The organism is Actinopolymorpha sp. B17G11 (assembly GCF_040196095.1).
GTDB lineage: Bacteria > Actinomycetota > Actinomycetes > Propionibacteriales > Actinopolymorphaceae > Thermasporomyces.
The window spans coordinates 476,617-497,352 of sequence record NZ_JBEFTW010000001.1 but is presented as its reverse complement, the minus strand read 5'-3'; the positions used below and the strand labels follow the sequence as shown (position 1 = coordinate 497,352).

22 protein-coding genes are annotated in these 20,736 nt (G+C 68.4%); 10 read left to right on the top strand and 12 right to left on the bottom strand.

The window, feature by feature from the left end; all coding sequences use genetic code 11:
* Positions 1 to 9 precede the first annotated feature (9 nt).
* From ABN028_RS02185 to ABN028_RS02175, 3 genes are read right to left on the bottom strand one after another with little or no spacing between them, the layout of a single operon-like run.
* Entirely contained in the window at positions 10 to 219 is a 210-nt protein-coding gene (locus ABN028_RS02185) for a hypothetical protein (protein WP_349328822.1), read from the bottom strand.
* Entirely contained in the window at positions 186 to 1,103 is a 918-nt protein-coding gene (locus tag ABN028_RS02180) for an ABC transporter substrate-binding protein (protein ID WP_349695426.1), read from the bottom strand. The genes ABN028_RS02185 and ABN028_RS02180 overlap by 34 nt, the downstream gene beginning before the upstream one ends.
* On the bottom strand, positions 1,103 to 1,459 hold the full coding sequence (locus tag ABN028_RS02175; protein WP_349695425.1) for an ABC transporter substrate-binding protein: 357 nt from the start codon (positions 1,457 to 1,459) through the stop codon (positions 1,103 to 1,105). Before ABN028_RS02175 ends, ABN028_RS02180 begins: the two co-directional genes overlap by 1 nt.
* A gap of 39 nt (positions 1,460 to 1,498) precedes the next feature.
* Here ABN028_RS02175 and ABN028_RS02170 point away from each other — a divergent pair, with 39 nt between their 5' ends.
* Positions 1,499 to 2,089 carry a DUF899 family protein gene (locus ABN028_RS02170; RefSeq protein WP_349695424.1) on the top strand — a complete coding sequence of 197 codons (591 nt, stop codon included), beginning with the start codon at positions 1,499 to 1,501 and terminating at the stop codon, positions 2,087 to 2,089.
* 25 nt (positions 2,090 to 2,114) lie between these two features.
* On the opposite strand, the gene ABN028_RS02165 is transcribed toward ABN028_RS02170, so the two are convergent.
* Positions 2,115 to 2,546, bottom strand: a complete 432-nt coding sequence (locus tag ABN028_RS02165) for a PPOX class F420-dependent oxidoreductase (protein ID WP_349695423.1) — start codon at positions 2,544 to 2,546, stop codon at positions 2,115 to 2,117.
* Positions 2,547 to 2,713: 167 nt separating this feature from the next.
* Between ABN028_RS02165 and ABN028_RS02160 the strand changes: the two genes are divergently transcribed.
* From ABN028_RS02160 to ABN028_RS02125, 8 genes are all read left to right on the top strand, one after another.
* Positions 2,714 to 4,261, top strand: coding sequence for an FAD-dependent monooxygenase (locus ABN028_RS02160; RefSeq protein ID WP_349695422.1), 1,548 nt, complete (start codon positions 2,714 to 2,716; stop codon positions 4,259 to 4,261).
* Positions 4,258 to 4,902 (top strand): TetR/AcrR family transcriptional regulator, encoded by a 645-nt coding sequence (locus tag ABN028_RS02155; protein WP_349695421.1) that lies wholly within the window; start codon positions 4,258 to 4,260, stop codon positions 4,900 to 4,902. Before ABN028_RS02160 ends, ABN028_RS02155 begins: the two co-directional genes overlap by 4 nt.
* Before the next feature lie 86 nt (positions 4,903 to 4,988).
* Complete coding sequence (locus ABN028_RS02150; RefSeq protein WP_349695420.1) at positions 4,989 to 5,435, top strand: CBS domain-containing protein; 447 nt, start codon at positions 4,989 to 4,991, stop codon at positions 5,433 to 5,435.
* A gap of 125 nt (positions 5,436 to 5,560) precedes the next feature.
* Positions 5,561 to 6,169 carry a TetR/AcrR family transcriptional regulator gene (locus ABN028_RS02145; RefSeq protein WP_349695419.1) on the top strand — a complete coding sequence of 203 codons (609 nt, stop codon included), beginning with the start codon at positions 5,561 to 5,563 and terminating at the stop codon, positions 6,167 to 6,169.
* Positions 6,166 to 7,371, top strand: a complete 1,206-nt coding sequence (locus tag ABN028_RS02140; RefSeq protein WP_349695418.1) for an FAD-dependent oxidoreductase — start codon at positions 6,166 to 6,168, stop codon at positions 7,369 to 7,371. Before ABN028_RS02145 ends, ABN028_RS02140 begins: the two co-directional genes overlap by 4 nt.
* Positions 7,372 to 7,412: 41 nt before the next feature.
* Positions 7,413 to 8,330: an alpha/beta fold hydrolase gene (locus ABN028_RS02135; RefSeq protein WP_349695417.1), complete on the top strand. Its 918-nt coding sequence runs from the start codon at positions 7,413 to 7,415 to the stop codon at positions 8,328 to 8,330.
* A gap of 54 nt (positions 8,331 to 8,384) precedes the next feature.
* Positions 8,385 to 10,223 carry an ATP-binding cassette domain-containing protein gene (locus ABN028_RS02130; RefSeq protein ID WP_349695416.1) on the top strand — a complete coding sequence of 613 codons (1,839 nt, stop codon included), beginning with the start codon at positions 8,385 to 8,387 and terminating at the stop codon, positions 10,221 to 10,223.
* 8 nt (positions 10,224 to 10,231) lie between these two features.
* The gene (locus ABN028_RS02125) at positions 10,232 to 12,016 is read left to right on the top strand and encodes an ABC transporter ATP-binding protein (RefSeq protein ID WP_349695415.1); all 1,785 of its coding nucleotides are present in this window, start codon (positions 10,232 to 10,234) and stop codon (positions 12,014 to 12,016) included.
* A 66-nt stretch (positions 12,017 to 12,082) separates the two neighbouring features.
* Here the strand turns inward: ABN028_RS02125 and ABN028_RS02120 are convergent, their stop codons facing one another.
* From ABN028_RS02120 to ABN028_RS02100, 5 genes are all read right to left on the bottom strand, one after another.
* Complete coding sequence (locus tag ABN028_RS02120) at positions 12,083 to 12,598, bottom strand: GNAT family N-acetyltransferase (RefSeq protein WP_349695414.1); 516 nt, start codon at positions 12,596 to 12,598, stop codon at positions 12,083 to 12,085.
* A 20-nt stretch (positions 12,599 to 12,618) separates the two neighbouring features.
* On the bottom strand, positions 12,619 to 13,917 hold the full coding sequence (locus ABN028_RS02115) for a 4a-hydroxytetrahydrobiopterin dehydratase family protein (protein ID WP_349695413.1): 1,299 nt from the start codon (positions 13,915 to 13,917) through the stop codon (positions 12,619 to 12,621).
* A gap of 106 nt (positions 13,918 to 14,023) precedes the next feature.
* Positions 14,024 to 14,449, bottom strand: coding sequence for a VOC family protein (locus ABN028_RS02110; protein WP_349695412.1), 426 nt, complete (start codon positions 14,447 to 14,449; stop codon positions 14,024 to 14,026).
* Between the two features lie 48 nt (positions 14,450 to 14,497).
* Entirely contained in the window at positions 14,498 to 15,592 is a 1,095-nt protein-coding gene (locus ABN028_RS02105; protein WP_349695411.1) for a hypothetical protein, read from the bottom strand.
* A 116-nt stretch (positions 15,593 to 15,708) separates the two neighbouring features.
* A complete protein-coding gene (locus ABN028_RS02100) occupies positions 15,709 to 16,059 on the bottom strand; it encodes a hypothetical protein (RefSeq protein ID WP_349695410.1) in 351 nt (116 codons plus the stop codon).
* Positions 16,060 to 16,296: 237 nt separating this feature from the next.
* Between ABN028_RS02100 and ABN028_RS02095 the strand changes: the two genes are divergently transcribed.
* Positions 16,297 to 17,385 (top strand): bifunctional nuclease domain-containing protein, encoded by a 1,089-nt coding sequence (locus ABN028_RS02095; protein WP_349695409.1) that lies wholly within the window; start codon positions 16,297 to 16,299, stop codon positions 17,383 to 17,385.
* A 58-nt stretch (positions 17,386 to 17,443) separates the two neighbouring features.
* Here ABN028_RS02095 and ABN028_RS02090 read toward each other — a convergent pair whose 3' ends face one another.
* From ABN028_RS02090 to ABN028_RS02080, 3 genes are read right to left on the bottom strand one after another with little or no spacing between them, the layout of a single operon-like run.
* The gene (locus ABN028_RS02090; protein WP_349328840.1) at positions 17,444 to 18,157 is read right to left on the bottom strand and encodes a cation efflux transmembrane domain-containing protein; all 714 of its coding nucleotides are present in this window, start codon (positions 18,155 to 18,157) and stop codon (positions 17,444 to 17,446) included.
* The gene (locus ABN028_RS02085) at positions 18,157 to 18,513 is read right to left on the bottom strand and encodes an ArsR/SmtB family transcription factor (RefSeq protein ID WP_349695408.1); all 357 of its coding nucleotides are present in this window, start codon (positions 18,511 to 18,513) and stop codon (positions 18,157 to 18,159) included. The genes ABN028_RS02090 and ABN028_RS02085 overlap by 1 nt, the downstream gene beginning before the upstream one ends.
* A gap of 28 nt (positions 18,514 to 18,541) precedes the next feature.
* Positions 18,542 to 20,719: a hypothetical protein gene (locus ABN028_RS02080; RefSeq protein ID WP_349695407.1), complete on the bottom strand. Its 2,178-nt coding sequence runs from the start codon at positions 20,717 to 20,719 to the stop codon at positions 18,542 to 18,544.
* Between the last annotated feature and the right edge of the window lie 17 nt (positions 20,720 to 20,736).

Here is a 20,736-nt window from a genome sequence, read left to right as displayed (position 1 = left end):
GAGCGGAGACTAGCGAGTGGGTTCAATCGGGACGAGCCACGCCGCCTGGGCGAGATGGTCGGGGCCGTTGCCGACCTCCCAGGCCGACTGTGTCTCCAGCAGACCCGCGTCCCATTGAACACCGAAGGCGTCGGGTGAGACCGGATTCTGAGCGACGGTGACGCCGATGGCCTCCCAGTCACGTTTCAGCAGGTCGCGCGGCCGGCAGCCGTACGACATTTCTTCTGCAGGTGATCTTCGGTGGTTTCGGCCGGGTAGTCGAGGCGGATCTTCAGCGGGCTCCCGTCTGGCATCTCCCGCCGCCCGTCGCCGTCCTTGTCGACGACGCCGATCTCGTCGAGCAGGGCCTTGGCACGGGCCGGGTCGTACGTCACGTACGAGTCGCGCCACTCGCGGTAGACCTTCCTTCCCTCGTCGTTGACCTGGCACTCGATGGCCTTCGGACTCATCGTGCCCGTCGTCGGCTCACCGGTCTTGAAGTAGACCTGCTTTTGCACCTCGTCCCGATCGACCGCGTGCGAGAGCGCCTGCCGAAACTTCGGCTCGCGGACCAACGCGCGCATCCGCGGGTCCTTGTGGTCGTAGTTGAAATAGAACATCGATCCCGTGCCACTGCCGCCGTCCCAGAGGAGCACCTCGACACCACTACGGTTCTCGGTCTGTTTGAACCCGGAGATGTCGGCCAGCGTGAGACCCGCGAACGGTCCGTGAACGTAGTTCAGACTGCCTTCCTGAATCTGCAGGCGACCGACTTCCGGATCGTCGACGACCGCGATGGTCAACGTGTCGATGTTCGGAAGTTGTCGCCCGTCGGGGTCGGCGCACCAGTAGTAAGGGTTGCGTTCCCAGACCGCCTGGCGGGCGTCGCGGTAGGACTTCAGCCGCCAACCAGTCATCGTCGGGCACTCGGGATTGGCCGTGTAGTCGCGCTTCCGGTCGAACTCACCGTCCGCGGTGGCCCAGTCCTTGCCCACGGACTTGTTGTACCGGGGGTGGAACTGCTGCATGTAGTGCTTCGGCTCCATCCAGGTGGTGCCGTTGCCCCTGTTGACGTAGCTGGCCAGCCGCGCCGCCGTCAGGGGACCGGGCGCGTCGAACGTCATCACCAGGGTGTGGTCGTCCTGCGCGCGGTCAGTTTCATGAGGGTGCCTTTGCCGGACTTCGACTCGTCGGGAGGAGTTTCGGTGTGGTCCTCGTCGAGGACCATGTCCTCCCACCAGAACATGATGTCGGCGGTGGTCCACGGTTCGCCGTCGGACCACCTCAGCCCTTCGCGGAAGTGCAGCGTCCACTCCGACGCGTCGTCGTTGGTCTCCCAGCTCGAAACCAGGCCAGGCCCGATATCGAGGCCGTCGTTGAGATAGCGCAACAGCGAATGGCCGTACATGTACTGCCTGATCTGCAGGTCATTGGCGGCAGGCGCGCTCAGCAGCAGGTTCCCGCCGTACTGCACACCCACGAGGGTGATGCGATCGCGGCGGCACGGCGACGCCTGCCGATGGTGGAGGTCGACGCCACGGTCACGCTGATCGGCGAGAAGGGGCCCGTCACGTTGCTCGACGTGTTCGAGGGCCGGGAGCAGCTCATCGCGTACTTCCACATGTGGCACGTCGGCCACTCCGCGGCCGAACAGTGCGAGGGCTGCACGTTCTTCAATGGCCAGGTGCGCGAGCTGTCGAACCTGCACTCGCGCGACGTCACGTACGCCACGTTGTGCCAGGGCCCGTACGACGTGAGCGTCCGTTACCGCGACTTCATGGGGTGGGACGTGCCCTGGTACTCGGCGCAGGACGCGGCGGATGCCCTGCTCGGCGATCGCCAACGGTCCCCGGCGCCTCTGGTCTGCTACCTGCGACACGAGGACAGGGTGTTCGAGACGTACTGGACAAGCGGCCGCGGCCTGGAGGCGATGGACAACACCTATGGGCTGTTGGACATGACCGCCTACGGCCGGCGCGAGGCTTGGCAGGACACACCCGCCGGCTGGCCGCCGCCGCGCTCGGATGCCAACCCCTTCCGCACCAACGGACGTCCCATCGCGCAGTGGCCACGCGTGGACGCCGGACGCTCCGACGACCTCAGCACCTGACGGTCGACGCCCTGCAGGACAGGTGTCAGCGGATCTTGGCGCCGTACACGTGATCGACCGTCATCGCCATGAGCACCCTACGGTCGGACACCATCACCGATCGGTACTCGTCCCAGTCCGGGTGCTCTCCGGCGGCGGCGCGGTAGTAGTCCACCAGTGCCTCGACCTCGGGGCCGTGGGGGTCGGTTCCTGGACCCGTGAGTGTCGCCGTGCCCTCGGCGGTGGCCCACGCCCAACCGTCGGGGCTGGTGACTTCCAGTGCGGCCCGCGGGTCACGACGCAGGTTCGCCGTCTTGGCGCGTCCCTCGGTCATCGACACGTAGATGATGCCGGCCTCCTGGTCGTAGAAGGGCGTGACGGGGGAAAGCTGGGGGCGGCCGTTCGACTTGATCGTCGCGAGGACACCGAGTCGACTCTGCGCGAGCAGCGTGCGCGGGCTGAATGGTGTGACGGTCATGTCCGAGCGAACCCACGACGGGCTGCCGACTATTCCTGGCGATTCGGGCCTCGACGGTGGCGCCGCAGCGTCGCACTGACGGCGAAGCTGTCCGGGACCGACCGAAACCTCGGGCGACCCTCGTAGTGTTATTGACTAACATACGTTAGTCAATAACACTTACCTCCATGACTGGACGTGTGGACGTGGTGGTTGTCGGTGCCGGGCCGACCGGGCTCGCCCTCGCCTGCGGGTTGGTGGAGGGCGGCGCCTCGGTTCGCGTCCTGGACAAGGCGGTCGGACCTGCTACCACGTCTCGCGCACTCGGCCTGCAACCGCGGGGTGCCGAGGTGCTCGACCGTCTGGGGGCGCTCGGCGACCTGCCCGACCGGTCCCTCGGCATCGCCAACGTCGCGGTGCACCTCGACGGGCGCCGTGCGGCCACGCTGCGGGTGGGCCAACGGACGAAGCTGGTGACGAGGCCGGGCCTGCTCGTCTCCCAGGCAGAGATCGAGTCCGCTCTCGCCGACCGGCTGCTCGAGTTGGGCGTCCCTGTCGAGTGGGGACGCGAGGTCGTGAACGCCAGTCAGGACACGACGGGCGTGGGCGTCGAGGTCGCCGGGCAGCGGGAGGTCGTACGGGCCGGGTGGCTGGTCGGCTGCGACGGTGCGCACAGCCAGGTCCGCAAACTCGCCGGCATCGGATTCCCCGGTGTCCCGCTGATCGAGCGGTTCCTCCTGGCAGACATCCACGCCGACCTTCCGCTTCCTCGCGATGGTGTCGCGGTGTGGCTGCGGCGCGATCGGATGCTCGGCGCCTTTCCCCTACCGGGTGCGGACCTCTGGCGGCTGATGGCACCAGTGGAGCCAACGCCCACGCCCACGGCCGGGACACCGCCTGGTGCCGTGCTCGACACCCTCATCGGCCTCCTGCGCGACGAGGCCGGCTGCGCGTCGACGACCGTACGCGGGACCGTGTGGACCTCGACGTTCCGCGTCCACCGGCGGCTGGCCGAGACTTACCGCAGCGGGCGCATCATCCTCGCCGGCGATGCGGCGCACATCCACAGCCCGTTCGGCGGACAGGGCATGAACACCGGGCTGGGTGACGCCGAGAACCTCGCCTGGAAGCTTGCCCTGGTGCTACGCGACCGCGCCGGCGTCGCCTTGCTGGACACCTATCAGGCCGAACGTCGCCCGATCGCAGCCGACGTGCTGAGCTCCACCAGCGCGATGACCGGCCTGGTGCTGGGCGACAACGCGCCCGCCCGGTGGGTTCGTGACCACCTGTTCGTCCCGCTGATGGACCGGCCGACCATCCAGCGGTTGATCTGGGAGCATGCCTCGCAGCTGAAGGTGACCTACCGCAACGGCCCGCTCGGTGATCAGCGGCCGAGGCCGCTGCGGTGGGCGCCGACCGGCGGGACCCCACGGGTCGGCGACCGCGTGCCGGATCTTGCCTGCCAGCGGTCCGACGGAACCCGCACCCGGCTGCACGCAGAGCTCGGTGGCCAGTGGGCATTCCTCCGCCCGGCGGCCGCCGTCGGTGGCGCAGACGAGGAGACCGCACTCGAGCGCCTCGGCGCCGAAGGCGTGACCGTTCTCGAGCCGATCGGCACGTCCGCCCCGCTCAGCATGCTGGTCCGGCCCGATGGCCACCTCGCGTGGCGGAGCGGGTTGGGCCGCGAGGATCTGGACGGCTGGTTGGGCCGGTTCGTGGAGACTGGTCGACTGTGACCCCGCGCCGCGTCAACCGCTCATCCGGACCGGCACCCGCACCTGCCTCGGAGGGCCGGCCCAGCCCGCCCGGTCTTCGCGAGCAGCGCAAGGCGCAGACCCGGCGTTCGATCCAGGAGCACGCGCTGCGGCTGTTCCTGGCCAACGGCTACGAGACGACGACGGTCGCCGAGATCGCGGCGGCCGCGGGCGTGTCGCACATGACGTTCTTCCGCTACTTCCCCACCAAGGAAGCAGTGGTCGAGAACGACGAGTACGACCCGCTGCTGGTCGCCTTCATCGAGGGCCGCCCCGGCGACGAAGGCCCGCTCACCACACTCCGCGAAGCTATCCGCCAAGGGTTGGGCCTCGTCTACGCGGCCGACCGGGACGCCCTCCTCGTCCGAACCCGGCTGATCCTGCACACTCCGGCCCTGCGGGCCCGAATGATCCACAACCTGGCCGCCACGGAGCAGCTGTTCGCCCAGACGCTGGCGGCCCGCGCCGACTCCGACGTCACCTTGGAGACCCGCGTCGTCGCAGCTGCTGCGCTGGCTGCACTCACCACTGCGATCACCACGTGGGCGGAGGGCAACGGCACACCCGAACTCCCCGACCTCATCGACCAGGCTTTCGACGCCCTCGGCAGCCTCGGCGACTGACCGCCGGCGATGGGATAGTGTCCTCGGCGGTGTGCCGGGAAGTCTGGTCGGCGTCGTTGAAGCGATTCCGGACGAAGGAGCTTCCGATGCGGGCACGCGACCTTGCGGCCGACTTTCCCACAGTCGGCCTGGACACATCGGCCATCGAAGCGGCTCGGCTGCTCGCCGGCCAGAATCTGCCGGGCCTGGTGGTCGTCGATCAGCAGAACCGGCCGGCGACCGTACTGCCGGGCACCCAGGTGCTGCGGCTCGGTGTGCCCGCCTACTGTCAGGACGATCCGGCGCTCGCCCGGGTGATCGACGAGGCGCACGCCGACGTGTTCCTGCGTGGACTGGAGGACCGTACGGTCCGCGAATGCCTACCCGACCAACGCCGGGAGCTACCGGTCGTCGACCCCTCGGCCACCGTGCTGGAGATCGCAGCGCTGATGGCTCGGACCCGCAGCCCACTGGTAGCCGTCGTGGGGCCGGACGGGTCGCTGGCCGGGGTGATCATCCTGGACACCCTGCTCGACCGAATGCTGGGCACTTGAGCGTCACCGCCTGATCGCGACCGCGACCTTCGTCCTCGGTGTCGCGCTGTCATCGCGCGATGCTAAAGTTGGGCAACCGCCCAGGGCGAATGACCAGGAATCTCGATGACCGCAGAGGGCGTGTGATGGCCGCATCGGCGACGGTCCGTGGTCGGGAAGTGCGGGGACGACTGCTGGCCGCAGCAGCCGAGTTGATCGTGGAGGTCGGCTGGTCGGGGGTCAGTACGCGGATGCTTGCCGAGCGGGCCGGGGTTGCGCCGGGGTTGGTGCACTACCACTTCGCGTCGGTGCAGGCGCTGCTGTCCAGGGCTGCGCTCGACAGTATGCACGGCGTCATGGAGGAGTTCCGGACGCTGCTCGAGGATGCCTCGACACCGGAGGCCGCCCTGGAGGTGATCCTGTCGGCCCTGGACGGCTACAGCGGGCGTGATCCGATGTCGTTGCTGTTCGTCGAGTCCTTCCTGGCCGCGACCCGGGATGAGGCGCTGCACACGGCACTCGCGGCAGTCGTCGCGGACTTCCGAGAGCTGCTCGCCAGGCGGTTCGCGCGGCTCGGCGTGGCGGCACCGGACCAGACCGCCGCTGTTGTCGCGGCCGCGGTCGACGGGCTCGTCCTGCACCGGGCGCTCAGCCCCGGTACGAGTGCCGCGACCGTGACGCCTGTCCTGGCAAGGCTCCTCACACCTGCTCGCCGACAACAGCGGGGCAACGGGAAGGATCGTGCAAGCAGATGAAGGCTGTGGTGTGTGGTGCCGGGATCGCCGGGCTGGCTTCGGCACAGCGGCTGGCCGCCCTCGGTTGGGATGTCGTTGTCCTGGAGAAGGCGGCGGCTCCACGCACGCAGGGCTACATGCTCGACTTCTTCGGCCCCGGCTACGACGCGGCCGAGGCGATGGGAGTCCTGCCTCGCCTGGCCGAGCTCGGCTATCACGTCGAGGAGGTGACCTATCGGGACGGGGCGGGACGCCGCCGTGCCGGGATGCGGTTCGCACAGTTCGCCAAGATCGTGCGCGGTCGGCTGTTGAGCATCACGCGGTCAGATCTCGAACGTGGACTGCGCGAAAGTCTGCCCGACACCGTGGACCTACGATTCGACACCAGCATCATCTCCGTCGCCAACGACGCGGACGGCGTGGCGGTCACCACGTCCGACAACGCCGTGCTCGAAGCAGACGTACTCGTGGGAGCCGACGGCATTCACTCCGCGGTGCGCCGGATCGTCTTCGGCGAGGAAGACACCTACCTTCGGTACCTCGGCTTCCACACCGCGGCGTTCGTGTTCGACGATGACGCGATCCATGCACAGGTCGACGGACAGTTCTGCCTGACCGACTCCGTCGACAGACAGTTGGGCTTCTACGGACTACGCGAGGGAAAGGTCGCCGTGTTCGCGGTGCACCGCACGCCCGACCCGACGCTGCCCGACGATCCGCGGGAGGCGATTCGCCGCGAGTACGCCTCGTTGGGGTGGATCTCTCCCACGGCACTGGCCGCCTGCCCGGCACCGACCGAGGTCTACTACGACCAGGTCGCCCAGATCGAGCTGCCGTCCTGGAGCCGGGGCCGGGTCGTCCTCGTCGGCGACGCCTGCGGTGCGGTGTCGCTGCTGGCGGGCCAGGGAGCGTCTCTCGGGATCGCCGGCGGATACGTCCTCGCCGAACACCTGGCCGGCGCCGGCACTGTCGACGCCGCCCTGGTCGAGTACGAGCGTGCCATGCGGCCAGTCGTGACAGCCAAGCAGCGGGTCGCCAGGGACAGCGTCCGGTGGTTCCTTCCACGCTCGGCCCTGCAGCTCCGGATGCGCCGCGCGATCCTGAGGCTCGCCCGGCTTCCCCTCCTCGATCGCTACGTCGCCGGGTCGATAGCCGGCAAGTCGACGGCGGTCGTCACGCGGCTGGCGGACAAGGGCGGCCGTCGGGTGATCGTCTCCGGATAAGCGCGCACCCGTCGGTGGACGCGACGGCGAAGGGAGTGCTCATGCCGTACGGCTACAAGCGTTTCGCCACCCGACGGCGAGCGGAGCTGAGGATGGGCAGCCAGTTGGCCACCACGCGTACGGGGCCGATCGAGTACACCGTGAGCGGGTCGTCGACCGGCCTGCCGGTCCTGTACTTCCACGGTGGACCCGGCGGCCACGAGCAGACCGACCTGCTTGCTCCCCTGGCGAGCCTCGGTTGCCGGCTCATCGGCTGGTCCCGCCCCGGCTACCTCCGCACGCCACTCGAGGTGGGACGAACCTTCCCGGAGCAGGCGGATGCAGCTACCGCTCTGCTCGACGAGCTCGGCGTGGCGAGAGTGGTCGCCTACGGCCTCAGCGGTGGCGGACCGCCCGCCATCGAGTTCGCCCGCCGACACCCAACCAGGACGACCGCGCTGGTCCTCGAGTCCGCCATCAGCCGGCACTACGCCCCCCGAATACCTGCCCTCGTCAAGATGATCTACCTGAGCCGCCACGGTGCGTGGCTCACCTCCGTCGCCGCCCACCGCTGGCCCCGCACCGCCATCTCCGACTTCGTGCGACAGGAGTCGTCCCTCGACAGCCAGACCCGGCGGACAACGGTCGACTGGATTCTGACCGATCGCAGCAAGATGGAGTATGTCCGCGCTGTGCTGGGCGCGCTCACTCCCTATGAGGACCGAGAACCCGGCCTGGAGAACGACCTCGAACAGTGGGCAACGCTCGACGACTCGTTGACGGCCGGCGTCACCTGCCCGACGTTGGTGCTTCACGGCTCGCAGGACGGCGATGCCGAACCCAGCAACGCCTATCACGCCGCCGCGACCATCCCACAGGCGGAGCTGCACATCGTGTCCGGCGGATGGCACCTGCTGGGACTGTCGCTCAACGGCGGAACGGCGGACGAGGCCAGGCGCTCGTTCCTCGGGCTCGCCTAGGTCGGCCGAAAACCGGTCGAGTGTGTCGGCGGCCGGCGTTACGGTCGTCGAGCCATGTTCACCCTCCTTCGCTACATGTTCCGGATCGCACCCGCCAGTGCCGCCACGTCGCTGGCGCTGGCGATCGCCTCCGCTGGGCTCAGCGTGCTGTTGACGTTCCTGGTCGGCCAGGTCGTCGGCGCGGTGCCCGGAGTGATCGCCAACAAGCCTGACGCGCTGTCGTTGACCGCGTTCAGCCTGCTGCTCGCCGCGCTGCTCGCGGCGTTCCTGGTCGAAAGCATGCTGCCGACGTTCGACCAGATGATCGGACTCAACCTCGACAACCACGTCCACCGCGCGCTTGCCATCGGCATCACCGAGCCGGTGCTGCGTCCGCGCCGGATCGCACATCTGGAAGACCCGCAGATCAAGGACATCCAGGATCATGCCAAGGGCAAGGCCGGCTTCCAGGTCGGCCGTGGTGTACGCAACGTGCGCTGGCTCCTGTCCAGCCGGCTCACCCTGTTCGGTTCGGCCGCGCTCGTCGGACAGATGTTCTCCTGGCCCGTCGCGATCGGGCTGGTCGCGGTCACCCTCTTCATGGAGTACTACCGCGCGACGACCTGCGAGCGCGAGCTCGACTCGTGGTTCGGCAACACCGAGGGGCAGCGCCAGGCCGACTACGCGTTCAACCTCGGCATGCGCGACGCACCGAAGGAGCTGCGGGTCTTCGGCCTGGGCAGTTTTCTGGTCGACCGGTACGTCGCGAAGTGGACCGAGTCGTTCCGGCCGGTCTGGGAGGCCCGACGGCGTGGGACGGTCGCCGCGATCGGCGTCGGCGTGATCCATCTCGGTGCGCAGGCCGGCGCGGTCCTCCTGGTCGGCCGGGCCGCACTGGCCGGTGACCTCCCGCTGACCCAGGTGGCCACCACCGTCCCGGCCATCCTCGCGGTGGGCATGTCCTACAACGGCTTCGGCGTCATGATGATCCGACGCGCGTTGTCGGCCTACCGCTCGATGCGCGATCTGCCGAAGCTGATCGCCGAGCGCTATCCAGAGCCCGTCGCCGAGGTGAACGACGCCGAGGTGAACGACGTGGTGGACAAGATGCCGCGAGAGGCGATTCGCTTCGAGAACGTGAGCTTCCGCTACCCAGGCTCAGACCACGAGGTGCTGAGCGGGCTCGACCTCGAGATCCGGGCGGGGGAGGCCCTCGCACTGGTGGGTGTCAACGGTGCCGGCAAGTCGACCCTGGTCAAGCTGCTGGGCGGCGCCTACCAGCCGACCAGCGGCCGGATCACGATCGACGGTACGGACCTGGCCGAGCTCGATCTCGGTGCGTGGCAGCGCCGGGTGGCGGCGATCGTCCAGGACTTCCTGCGCTTCCCGCTGCCCGCCACCGACAACGTCGTCCTCGGCGCCGTCGAACACGCCAAGGATCCCGGCGCGCTGGAGTTGGCCGCGCGGGAGGCCGGCATCGAGGACGTGATCAACGCGCTGCCGGACAAGTGGGACACGATCCTGGACAAGACCTACGACGGCGGCGTCGACCTGTCCGGCGGCGAGTGGCAGCGGCTCGCGCTGGCGCGTGCGCTGTTCGCCGTCCACGCCGGTGCGGGCGTGCTGGTGCTCGACGAGCCGGCGGCTGCGCTCGACGCACGCGCCGAGGCCCAGCTGGTGGAGCGTTATCTCGAGCTGACCAGCGGCGTGACGTCGTTGATCATCTCGCACCGGTTCTCCGTCGTCCGCGACGCGCATCGGATCTGCGTGCTCGCCGACGGCCGGATCACCGAGTCCGGCAGCCATGACGAGCTGGTGAAGCTTGGCGGCACGTACGCCTCGATGTTCCGGTTGCAGGCCGAGCGCTACGTCACCGGTGAGCGCGACACCGAGCTGGAGGCGGTCGATGGATAGGCCAGTCGATGGATAGGACAGTGCGGATCCTGCGGCTCTGGCTCGGTACCGCGTTCCGGGCCGCTCCTGTGCTCATGGGGTTGTTGTGCCTGCTGGTCGCCGTCCAGTCGGTGACGTCACCGATGCAGACGTACGGCGTCAAGCTGCTCGTCGACGGTCTCACCGGCACGGAGACCTCCGCCATCGGGTGGGGCATCGGGGTGATCGTCGCCGGTTTCGCCGTGTCGTTCGTCAGCATGGTGCTGACCGATCCGATGCGCGACACCGCGCAGGAACGCGTCGCCCGCCAGGTGCACGCCGACCTGCTCGATGTCACCACGGGTGTGCCGGGCATCATGCATCACGAGCGCTCCGACTTCGCCGACCGGCTGGAGCTGATCCGGGAGCGCTCCTGGCGGCTGGGCGTCGGCGCCGAGATCCTGCTCTTCGCAGTGGCGACACTGGCGAACACGGCCACGGTGCTCACGCTCCTGGCGTCGGTCCATCCACTGCTGCTGGTGCTGCCGTTGCTCGGGTCGGCGCGCATCTGGTCGGCGTACGTCAGTGGTCGGATGGAGCAGGAGGCCTGGGAAGAAACCATGCAGCAGGAGCGCCTGACCGACCGGCTGGCCGACATCGCGAAGGATCCGCGAAGTGGCCTGGAGCTCAGGGTCTTCGGGCTCAACTCGGTGCTCGTCGACCGGATCATCAAGCTGCAGAACGACCGCTATCGCGTGCTGTTCGGCGCCACGAAGCGGGGCGGTCTGATCGACGGCACGGTGCGGCTGGGATTCGCGGCCGCCTACATCGCCGCGGTGATCTGGGTGGTGTGGCGGGCGCGTCAGGGCCAGGCCAGTGCCGGCGATGTCGTGCTGCTGTTGCTGATCGCGCCGCAGATCGACCAGATGACCGGCGGGATCGCACAGAACGTTTACTGGGTCGGCGAGGTGATCCGGAGCTTCGCCCGCTACGACTGGTTGCGCGAGTATGCCAAGGAGCACGCGTGGGCTGAGACCAGCGCGCCGGCACCCAAACGGCTGACTTCCGGAATCGTCCTGCGCGACGTCGGATTCGCCTACCCCGGTTCGGACAAGCCGGTGCTGTCCCATGTCAACCTCAGCTTGCCAGCCGGCTCGACAGTGGCGCTGGTCGGCGAGAACGGCGCCGGCAAGACGACACTCGTGAAGCTGCTCGCCCGGCTCTACGACCCGACCGAGGGGGCGGTGCTTGTCGACGGCGTGGACCTGCGCGCCATCCCGCCTGGCGAGTGGCGGCAGCGGATGTCGGCGAGCTTCCAGGACTTCACCAAGTTCGAGTTCACGGTGCGCGAGTCGGTCGGTATCGGCGATCTCGCCCGGATGGACGACGAAGAGACGGTGGGGACCGCGCTTCGTCGCGGCGGTGCGGTCGGCGTCGTACGCGACCTACCGAACGGGCTCGACACCCAACTCGGCAAGCGGTTCTCCGAAGGGGTCGAGGTGTCCGGCGGCCAGTGGCAGCGGCTCGCGCTGGCCCGTGCGTTCATGCGGGACGAGCCCCTGCTGTTGCTGCTCGACGAACCGACCGCCGCGCTCGACCCGGCCGCCGAACACGCGCTGTTCGAGCAGTTCGCGGCGGCGGCCAAGGTGGCGGCGGCCCGGACGGGCGGTCTCACGGTGCTGGTGTCACACCGGTTCTCGACGGTACGCATGGCCGACCTGATCGTCGTCATGGAAGACGGTCAGATCACCGAGACGGGAGCGCATGAGGACCTGGTCGGGTCCGGCGGGCGCTACGCCGAACTGTTCGAACTGCAGGCCCGCGCCTATCGCTAGGGAACGACCACGTACCGCACCCCCGAGGGGTCCGGGCGGACACCGAGCCCACATGATCGACCTGCCTCAGGGGCCAAGGTCCTTGCGCAACGCCGTGCACATCGTCTCGTACCGCTGGATCGTGCCGTCCTCCGCCTCCTGGTCCCAGGAGGCGGGCTCCCTGCCATACGCCACGTAACCCAGCCGCTCGTACAGCGCACGTGCCCGTGGATTGTTCTCCTCCGCACTGATCTCCGCACGGCGCAGTCCGCGCGCCCGGATCCGATCCTCGGCCGCAGCGATCAGCACCGACCCGATCCCGAGCGAGCGCAGCTCGGTGCGGACGGAGAGGGTCCAGATCACCCCCGCCTCGGGCTTCTCGTCGTAGTTGACTGCGCCCTTCGCGACCGGCAGCCCCACTGGCGAGCACACGACCAGATGGTCGACGACGCCACGGCGCGCCCGCTCGAGCTCCTCGGTCATCTTCTCCAGGCCCAGTGGCGAGTAGAAGCAGGCGACGAGCGGCAGGTCGGCCTCCTCCATGTCCCGGACCGTCAGGTGCAGTTCCACCACACCCGTGTGGATCGTCCCCAAGACCTTCACCCTTCAGTCGCTGCGAAGTGTCAGTTCGACTCTGCTCGCGCGGCCAGCCAGAGTTCTTCACGCCCGACCGAGACCGCGATGTCCACCTCGTTGCCTTCGGGGTCGGCGAGGGTCCACCATTCCGGCGCCTCGTCGTCGTACACGATCCGCCCTCCGGCGGCGATGGCTGCGTCGATGCGCCCGCGAGCCTGGTCGTCGGGCACGAAAAGGTCGACGTGGATGCGGTTGCGCTGGTTGCGCCTGGCCTCCTCCGAGGCGTCCATCTGTTGGAAGAAGATCGGCAGGTTGAGCCGGCGCGGATCGTAGATGTCGGTGACCCCGAACTCGGACCGCGGGTCGTATTCGTACCCGAGGACAGCCCGCCAGAAGCCCCGGACCGTTGGGATGTCGACCGCGTCGATCCCGATCTGAACGAAGCGTAGACGAGTCGTGTCCGCAGTGAGCGCCATGCCGCGCGCCGCCGCCTGGACCCGGCGAGCCAGGTCACCGAATCCCTCGTCCTCCCCCTGGTCCTTGCCGGAGTCGATCGTGACGCCGTCCGGGCGCATGTCCACCAGGAGCGGCAGGCCCGCGTCGTCGGCCAGACCGGCCACGACAGTGGCCAGCTCGGCTGCCCGCAAGGGAGAGGCGAGCGGGTAGAACGTCATCACGCCGAACATGTCGCGCCAGTCGGCTGTCTCCGGTCCCTCGCCCAGCGCGTCGCCTGGCCCCACCGGGATGACGTCCGCCTCGTTCCCCTCGGCGTCGGCGAGCGTGACGTCGCCGACATCGGCAAAGCGGCCGCCGACCGCTCCCACCCCTTCGCGGGTGAGCGCATGCGGGCGAGCGACGTCGACGTGGATCCGGTTGCGCAGCGGCCGTGGCTGATCCTGCTGCTGGAACCAGATCGCCGGATCCCGCCGCATCGCGTCCACCAGGTCGTCGTCATCCAGCCGTTCGTAGCCGAGCGCGGCGCGCCAGAACGCCATCACCGCGGGCTTGTCGAGTGCGTCGATCGCAAGCTGCACGGTCTGCACGGAGGACGGATCGGCTGCCAGGTCGAGGTCCCGCGCCGCCGCCGAGATCGCCCGCGCCAGCGCCACGTCAGTCTGGGTGAAGCCCGCAGAACCGGGCGTGCCGATCCGGACGTGGACCCCACCGGCGCGCAGGTCCATGTCCGGCAGGTGATCGGCGCTGCCGGTGAGTTCGGCAACGCGGCGAACCAGCGCCGCGCCGGCCGGTTGCGACGGAGCGTCGAACCAGGCGCTCGCCCCGAACGCGAGCACCCGCCAGTCCTCGACGCCGCCCGCCTGTTGGAACTGCTTCGCCGTCAGACCCATGGCGGCAGCATGCCACGGGTCACCGACCGTCGGCCTCCCAAATCTGGGCAACGAACTCCCCCAGGGGCACGCAGGTCCAGCAGGAAGAGCGCCCGGCAGCTCGCCGCTAGGTTTCCTCCCCGCTGGCGCAGAGGCAGAAGGGGTGACCCTCGGGGTCGATCATCACGCGGTGCTGTGACGGTGCCGGCTGGAAGTCGGGAAGAGTGGCGCCGCACTCGATCGCCCACGCAACCGCGCCGTCGAGATCGTCCACACCGAAGTCCAGGTGTTGCGTAGTGGTCTGCTCCGCCTCGACGCTCGGCCATACGGGACGTCGATGGTGGGGGTCGTACTCGAAGTTCAAGGCCGGCTCGGCCACGCCGTCAGGAGGGCAGACCAGCGCGTAGCCTGCGTCTGGTGGTCGTCCCGGTCCAGGCTCCTCCTCCCTGATGTAGGGCCAGCCCAGCAGCGTGGAGTAGAAGCGGGCCAGCATCCGTGGCCGCGTTGCCGCGATCGTCAGTGCACCGAGCTGTATCCGGGACGGCCTGTCCATGGTGACCTCATGCCGGTTGGTTGGTGTTTTCGCGATGCGTGGGACCTCCTAGGCAACGCCTGCGTGAGCGAGGCGTCTGGCGGCGCGCAGGATTCGGAGGACGTGGAGGGTGATCATCTCGCTGGGCTGGTGGGCTCGTCCCCAGTCGACGACCTCGTGTTGGTGGGCGAAGCGGCTCTCGGGAGGTGTCCACCACTGTCGGTCGGCGGCCCACAGGCCGTCGGGTCGGCGTTTGCGTGCGAGCAGGTCGAGGGCGTCGCTGGCGCGGGCGTCGTCGATCCGGCCGATCCGGGCGAGGAGCATCAGGACGGCCAGGATGTCGTAGTGCCAGTACGACGGGTAGCCAAGCTGGAGCCAACGCGTGTTGATCACCTGGCCTGCCGGCGGTGGGTGGGGTCGGAAGCGGCTGGGGATTCCGGTACCCAGGCTGTAGAACAGACGATGCTGCAGATACAGCTCAGCGGTCCGGTCGGCGGCGGCCGCGGCTGCGGCGTCGCCGGTCACCCGTGCATATTCGTGCAGCCCCCACGCGGCATTGATCGACTCGTGGAAGTTGGAGCGGCGCCCGGATGCGTTGCGGTGACAGTTCCATCCGCCGTCGGGCCACTGCCAGTCGAGCAGCGCCTCGGCCATCTGCTGCACCCGCGGGTCGGCAGCCATCCCCAGCCGGGAGCCGATGACCAGTGCGGCTCCCTCCGCGTTCACACATATGCGTGGCAGCCCGTTGATGATCTTTGGACCGAAACGATTTCGGCGGCGGTCGAGAATGTCGTTCAGGAGGTAGTTCGCGGCCGCGACGGTACGGGGTTCGCCCGGTGGAATGGCAAGCTCGACCAGCGAGACCAGCCGCCATTGCGTCGACTTCCAGTGGCCGGCAACACCGGCCGGCACGTGATCGACGCCTATGACATCCTCCGGCCTACGGCTGTTCCCGCGATAGCGGCGAATGATTCCAGGTTCACCCCTGAACGCGCCGTCGTCCCGCTGGCCAGACAACAGCGCAGTCACCTTCGGACCGGACATGATCTCGCTCGCGTCCTCGTCAACCGCCTCGCCGAGGACGTCACGACGTGTCAGGAACCGGATGGCCGGCTCGTCCGAGCCCAGTAGCCAATCCACCGCAGGATGACTGCCCGTCGCCATGCCTTCCCCTTCCGTCGTCGCTCCTCCCCGTTCACCCCTGGGACTGGGCGAGTGGGTTCAGAGTGTGGCAGGCGTACGGGACATCTTGTGTCCTGTACGCGGCGGTCGAGTTACCGTTACCGCCGCCAGCGGCCGAACCAGCGTCGCCGCGGCGGGGACGCCGACGGGGACACCGGCGGCGCGCCGGCGAACTGCCCGGTGTCCGGCCGCTTCAGGTGTGCCTCGAGTCCGGTCCAGCAGGACTGGCACAGCAACCAGTCGGTCCGGTCCTGGCGCACCTGCGCGACCCACTCGCCGTACCAGTGGTCGTCGCCCCGGTCGAGGCCGAGCCTGCCAGCCAGGCTCCGGTAGTGCTCGATGACCGCGGCGGGCCGGTAACCTGAGTCCACGGCCGCACGCAGCCGATCGGCGGTGAACCGCTTGGCGTCCGGACCGGGTGGCGCATCGCAGATGTCACATGCGGGCATGGCGTTCACACTAACCTCGGCGGCTCGGGACCGGTCCCGGCTCAGCTCGCACGCTGTGGCCTGCCGATCTCTGCCCGCCAACGTGATAGCTCACGCTCGGGTGAGCGCCGAACAGGCCTCGTCAAGCAACGTCCTCGGGCCGCGTTCAAGATCGGGGTGTGACAGGCCGGGTAACCTGCGACGGCCGCCACGTGACTACCCACCAGTGAGGACACGTCGGCGGAGGTGATCGCATCGATGGCCCGGCCTGTGGCGTGGGATGAAATCGGACTTGTGGCCGCCGCCCGTGACGGCGACAAGGACGCGTTCGCGGCGCTGGTAGCCCGGCACTATCCGCTGGTACGGGCCCTGTGCGCCCGGATGCTCGGCGACCACGACCTGGCCGTAGACATGGCGCAGGAGGCGGTGGTCGCCGCCATGCTCGCCTTGAAGCGGCTGCGCCGTGACGACCGCTTCGGGCCGTGGCTTGCTGGGATCGGGCTCAACCTGTGCCGCAGGCACCTTCAGACCGAGAGCCGTCCGGCGTACTCCCTGGATGTCCTGGCCAGCGGGCGACGGATGCCAGAGCCCGTCGAGCAGGACCCCGGTCCGGAGGAGCTCGCCGAGGCCGCCGAGGCCGCTCACCGGGTACGGGCCGCTGTCGCCACCCTTCCTGCCGGCCAACGCGATGCAGTGACGTTGTTCTACCTCGCCGGCCTCACTCAGGCCGAGGTGGCCGCCCACCTCGACATCCCTGTAGGTGCGGTGAAGACCCGCCTGCACAAAGCGCGCGCTTCGCTCCGGCAGCGACTTGCCATCCCCAGAGAGGAACAGCTCACCATGTCCGAGACCGGGAGCCAACTCGTCCCCATGCGGGTCACCGACGTCGTCAAGGAGACCCCGCCCGATCGGCACATAGTCCTGCTCACCGAGGTCGACGGGCAACGGCAGTTGCCCATCTGGATCGGTCGGGCCGAGGCGGCCGCACTGGCGCTCAGTCTGGAAGACGTCGAGCTGCCGAGACCTACCGCGTACCAGTTCGCCGCCGCTCTCGTCGACGCAACCGGCGGCCGGCTCCGTGAGGTCCGCATCACCCAGTTGACCGAGAAGGACTTCGCCACCTACAAGGTCTTCTACGCCCAGGCCGTTCTCGAAGGCGGCGTCACCGTCGATGCCCGGCCCAGCGACGCCCTCAACCTCGCACTCGTCACTGACGTGCCCATCCACGTCGACCCCGCAGTCCTCGATGCCGCCGTGGCCAGGGAGCCGGAGAAGTCGTACGCCCAGAACGCCCGCGGCATCGCCGCGGAGGCGAAGTCCTCCTGGACGCGAGGCCAGCCAGAATGACGTCGACGCCCCATGTCTTACGTCCAGAAGCTGGCAGGGTTCCGCGCTAGCTCAGGTGTCACGAGCAGTCGCAGCCGGGTGCACAGGTGCATGACTGCCCTGGTTGGTGGGCGCCGGGTGAGGTCGTGACTCCGGCTGCGGTGCAGCAGCCCTTGCCGTGCCAGGCTTCCCAGCCTTCCTTGCCGGCCACCGCGGCGATGGCGAGAGCGGCGAGCGGGTCGGCCCAGGACCAACCAAGTGTGCTGTTGAGTACAAGGCCGGTGAGCAGGACGGCGGAGAGGTAGCTGCACAGCAGGGTCTGCTTGGAGTCCGCGACGGCCGAGACAGAGCCGAGTTCGCGTCCGGTACGTCGCTGGGCCAGTGACAGGACCGGCATGATCACTACCGAGAGGGCGGCGAGAACGATTCCGGGCACGGAGGGCTGGGCCTCGCTGCCGCCGGTGAGGGCGCGGACGGCATCGACGGTGACGTACGCCGCCAGGGCGAAGAACGAGATCGCGATGATCCGCAGCGTGCGGCGTTCCCGCGCTTCACGGACGGCATGGTCCCGGGCGGAGAACTGCCAGGCCACGGCGGCGGCGGAGGAAACCTCGATCACCGAGTCCAGCCCGAACCCGATCAGCGCGGTCGACGAGGCGATCGTTCCAGCGGTGAGCGCCACTGCGGCCTCGACGACGTTGTAGCTGATGGTGGCGGCGACCAGCCAGCGGACCCGGCTGGTGAGTTGGCTCCGGCGCCGCTCGGTCAGCGCCGCGGTGACAGCGGAGGCCATCAGCGGTGCCGCCTCAGCGCGGCCGGGGATGGCTCCATCGTGGTGTCGGTGCAGGCCTGGTCGGCGGCAACAGCCAACACGGTCGAGCGCAGGTCGTCGATGGCGTGACCCAGCCGAGGGTCGGCGAGTTCGTAGCGGACCCGTCGACCGGCCGGGACGGCCACGACCAGACCACAGCCACGCAGACAGGCCAAGTGGTTGGACAGCCTGGTCCTGCTGATCCCGAGGACGTCGGCAAGGTCGGCCGGATAGGACGGGGCCTCCCGCAGCGCCAGCAGCAGCCGGCAACGAATCGGATCTGCCATCGCCCGGCCGAAGCGGGCGAGCACGTCGATGTCGGTCGCGGCAGTCACCATGGAGGCGACGATACAGGGAATCGTGAATTCAGGTAAGAGTGGACTCTCCGCCTGTCAGCCCTGGCGGGTGGCCGGCTCGCGTTCGCCGTCGCCAGATGACGATCGCAAGCGGCAGGGCGGCGCTTGCCAGCGCGAGCAGCAGGACCTGTACCAGGTGCGGCGGCCAGCCGATGCCGTTGACTGGTTGCGCGCCCGTGGTCGGCTGCGGTCGCTGTTTCGTGGGTTCGGTCGAGGTGCCGCCGAACCAGATCTGACCCCTGGCCGCCTCGGTGGATTCGCCGTTCAGCGCCTTGGTGACGGCCGTTCGCGCGCCGGGCCAACTGCGCTCGAACTCTGCCCTGGTGACCTTCTGCTTCGGCACATCGGTGAGGATGACGCCGCCATAGGTGTACGACGGGGTGTGGAACTCGCCTTTTGTGTACGACCGGAGATAGCGGCTGTAGGTGTCCTTCGGGGTCCAGCTCTCAGCCGCCGGCCAGCGTGCGACATCGCCGCTGTCGATCAGGTTGGTGAGTTCCATCGCATGCGTTCTGCTGCGTTCCCGGTACCACTCGGCGGCGATCCGGCTGAGGTAGATCTGCCGCAACGCGGCGTACTCCGGCGCGGTGTTCACCGAATCGATGAGCCGGGGCAGAACCAGCCGGCGATACATGTCCGCGTTGTGGTTCTCGATCGCCTCCGGCTGATACGGGCAGCCCTGGTACTTGCCGGTCCCCACGTTCTGGATGTACTCCTGCTCCATCTGCACATCCAGCGGGGCGTCGATGATGTACAGCTCGCCGTTCTCGTCATAGATCTTTGCGGGCTTCGGCGTGATCCATACCCGGTGGGAGAAGCAGCGTTCGCCGTTGTAGCCCTGCAGGCTGCTCCAGAACTGCTTGCCCTGTGAGGAATCGGGGTGAATCAGCGTGCCCACCGTCTTCTTCAGTTGCAGGTCGGCGTCAAGCATGATCCGGCCGACGTCCGTCTTGTCCAGTTGGTGGCCGACAATGCGGTGGGGCTCGTTCGGATTGAGATTGACCCAGAAGCTGGACTCCGGCAATGCCAGCCAGACGAAGAACGCATCGGACGCGGTATTGACGCTTCGTGCACCGGTCAAGGCGCTCCGGGTGTCCGTCGATCCACCTGGCTCGCCGCTGAACGCATACCGCACGCCGTCCTTCGTTCCTGAGGACGAGTCCTCTGCCATGTACCGCAGCTCCAGGTTGGAGAAGTCGATGCCGCCGCTGTCCTGGTGAGCGGGGTCCAGCATTCGTTCGAGCCCTGGCGGGTCCCGCCTGGGGTCGTCTCCTTCGTAGTCATAGCGCCTGCCGGGAAGCTCGGCCGGCTGGAAGGGACGACGTGCCTTGGTGACCTCATCTCGGACGTAGGTCGTGGTGATGAGCCGTGCCACGTTTTCTTGCGCCGTTCGTTGCAGGATGCGCGCCAGGTCGCCTTGGGCCGCCCGTCGTTCCATCTTCTCGCCGTAGGGCACCATGTGGTCCAGGAGATCGGAGTATCGGTGGCAGGCCGGCGAGCCCGAATAGCTGCAGGGCTCCCGCTCGGTGACACCGTAGATGAGATCCCTGGGCGTGGACACGATTCCCGAGCGCGGCCGCAGATCCTCGCCTATCTCCTCCAGGAATTCCTGGTCGATCTCCTCGACACCCCTGCGTTCGAGCTGCGCGTCGAAATACTCCAGGTTGTACCGCAGGCGGAGCAGGATCTCCTCGGCGTGATAGCCGCGTTCTCCCTTCTTGGGCGGGGTGCTCCTGGTCACCATCTGCGAGACGACATCATCGTCGCGCATACCGCGTTCGACGAGTTCGTCGTACAGCGCACGGTTGTCGCGCCGCAGCTCCTTCGCGGTCATGATCGTGATGTCCACGAGCGGCGGCTCTGTCCTGGTGCGCGATCGGTTCCTCTCGTTCCACTTCGCGAACCACCGCAACCGGCGGATGGTGTCGTCGTCGTAGCCGGTGATCCGCCACCAGACCGCGGCATAGTTGACCGCGGCGTGCTTCCTCGCCTCACCCGGATTACCGGAGGCCCTGCCGTCGCGCACCCGCTTCGCCCAGAGCTCCCGCTCGCTCGCGCGTTCGTACATCCGATTCCGCGGGACATCGCTGTACGGATCGGCTGGGTCCGCGGCAGCGGGCAACGTGGCCAGAGCCGACAGCAGCACACCGAGCACCAGGGCGATGACGCCGACAAGTCGCGACCTCACGATGGCTCTCCTTCCAT

Bases quoted from the DNA above. Each gene is read 5' to 3' on its own strand.
- ABN028_RS02165 (WP_349695423.1), bottom strand. From the start codon at position 2,546: ATGACCGTCACACCATTCAGCCCGCGCACGCTGCTCGCGCAGAGTCGA.
- ABN028_RS02135 (WP_349695417.1), top strand. From the start codon at position 7,413: ATGCCGTACGGCTACAAGCGTTTCGCCACCCGACGGCGAGCGGAGCTG.
- ABN028_RS02170 (WP_349695424.1), top strand. From the start codon at position 1,499: ATGGTGGAGGTCGACGCCACGGTCACGCTGATCGGCGAGAAGGGGCCC.
- ABN028_RS02145 (WP_349695419.1), top strand. From the start codon at position 5,561: ATGGCCGCATCGGCGACGGTCCGTGGTCGGGAAGTGCGGGGACGACTG.
- ABN028_RS02160 (WP_349695422.1), top strand. From the start codon at position 2,714: ATGACTGGACGTGTGGACGTGGTGGTTGTCGGTGCCGGGCCGACCGGG.
- ABN028_RS02115 (WP_349695413.1), bottom strand. From the start codon at position 13,917: ATGGGTCTGACGGCGAAGCAGTTCCAACAGGCGGGCGGCGTCGAGGAC.
- ABN028_RS02090 (WP_349328840.1), bottom strand. From the start codon at position 18,157: ATGGCCTCCGCTGTCACCGCGGCGCTGACCGAGCGGCGCCGGAGCCAA.
- ABN028_RS02125 (WP_349695415.1), top strand. From the start codon at position 10,232: ATGGATAGGACAGTGCGGATCCTGCGGCTCTGGCTCGGTACCGCGTTC.
- ABN028_RS02150 (WP_349695420.1), top strand. From the start codon at position 4,989: ATGCGGGCACGCGACCTTGCGGCCGACTTTCCCACAGTCGGCCTGGAC.
- ABN028_RS02100 (WP_349695410.1), bottom strand. From the start codon at position 16,059: ATGCCCGCATGTGACATCTGCGATGCGCCACCCGGTCCGGACGCCAAG.
- ABN028_RS02085 (WP_349695408.1), bottom strand. From the start codon at position 18,513: ATGGTGACTGCCGCGACCGACATCGACGTGCTCGCCCGCTTCGGCCGG.
- ABN028_RS02105 (WP_349695411.1), bottom strand. From the start codon at position 15,592: ATGGCGACGGGCAGTCATCCTGCGGTGGATTGGCTACTGGGCTCGGAC.
- ABN028_RS02185 (WP_349328822.1), bottom strand. From the start codon at position 219: ATGTCGTACGGCTGCCGGCCGCGCGACCTGCTGAAACGTGACTGGGAG.
- ABN028_RS02140 (WP_349695418.1), top strand. From the start codon at position 6,166: ATGAAGGCTGTGGTGTGTGGTGCCGGGATCGCCGGGCTGGCTTCGGCA.
- ABN028_RS02180 (WP_349695426.1), bottom strand. From the start codon at position 1,103: ATGACGTTCGACGCGCCCGGTCCCCTGACGGCGGCGCGGCTGGCCAGC.
- ABN028_RS02095 (WP_349695409.1), top strand. From the start codon at position 16,297: ATGGCCCGGCCTGTGGCGTGGGATGAAATCGGACTTGTGGCCGCCGCC.
- ABN028_RS02110 (WP_349695412.1), bottom strand. From the start codon at position 14,449: ATGGACAGGCCGTCCCGGATACAGCTCGGTGCACTGACGATCGCGGCA.
- ABN028_RS02130 (WP_349695416.1), top strand. From the start codon at position 8,385: ATGTTCACCCTCCTTCGCTACATGTTCCGGATCGCACCCGCCAGTGCC.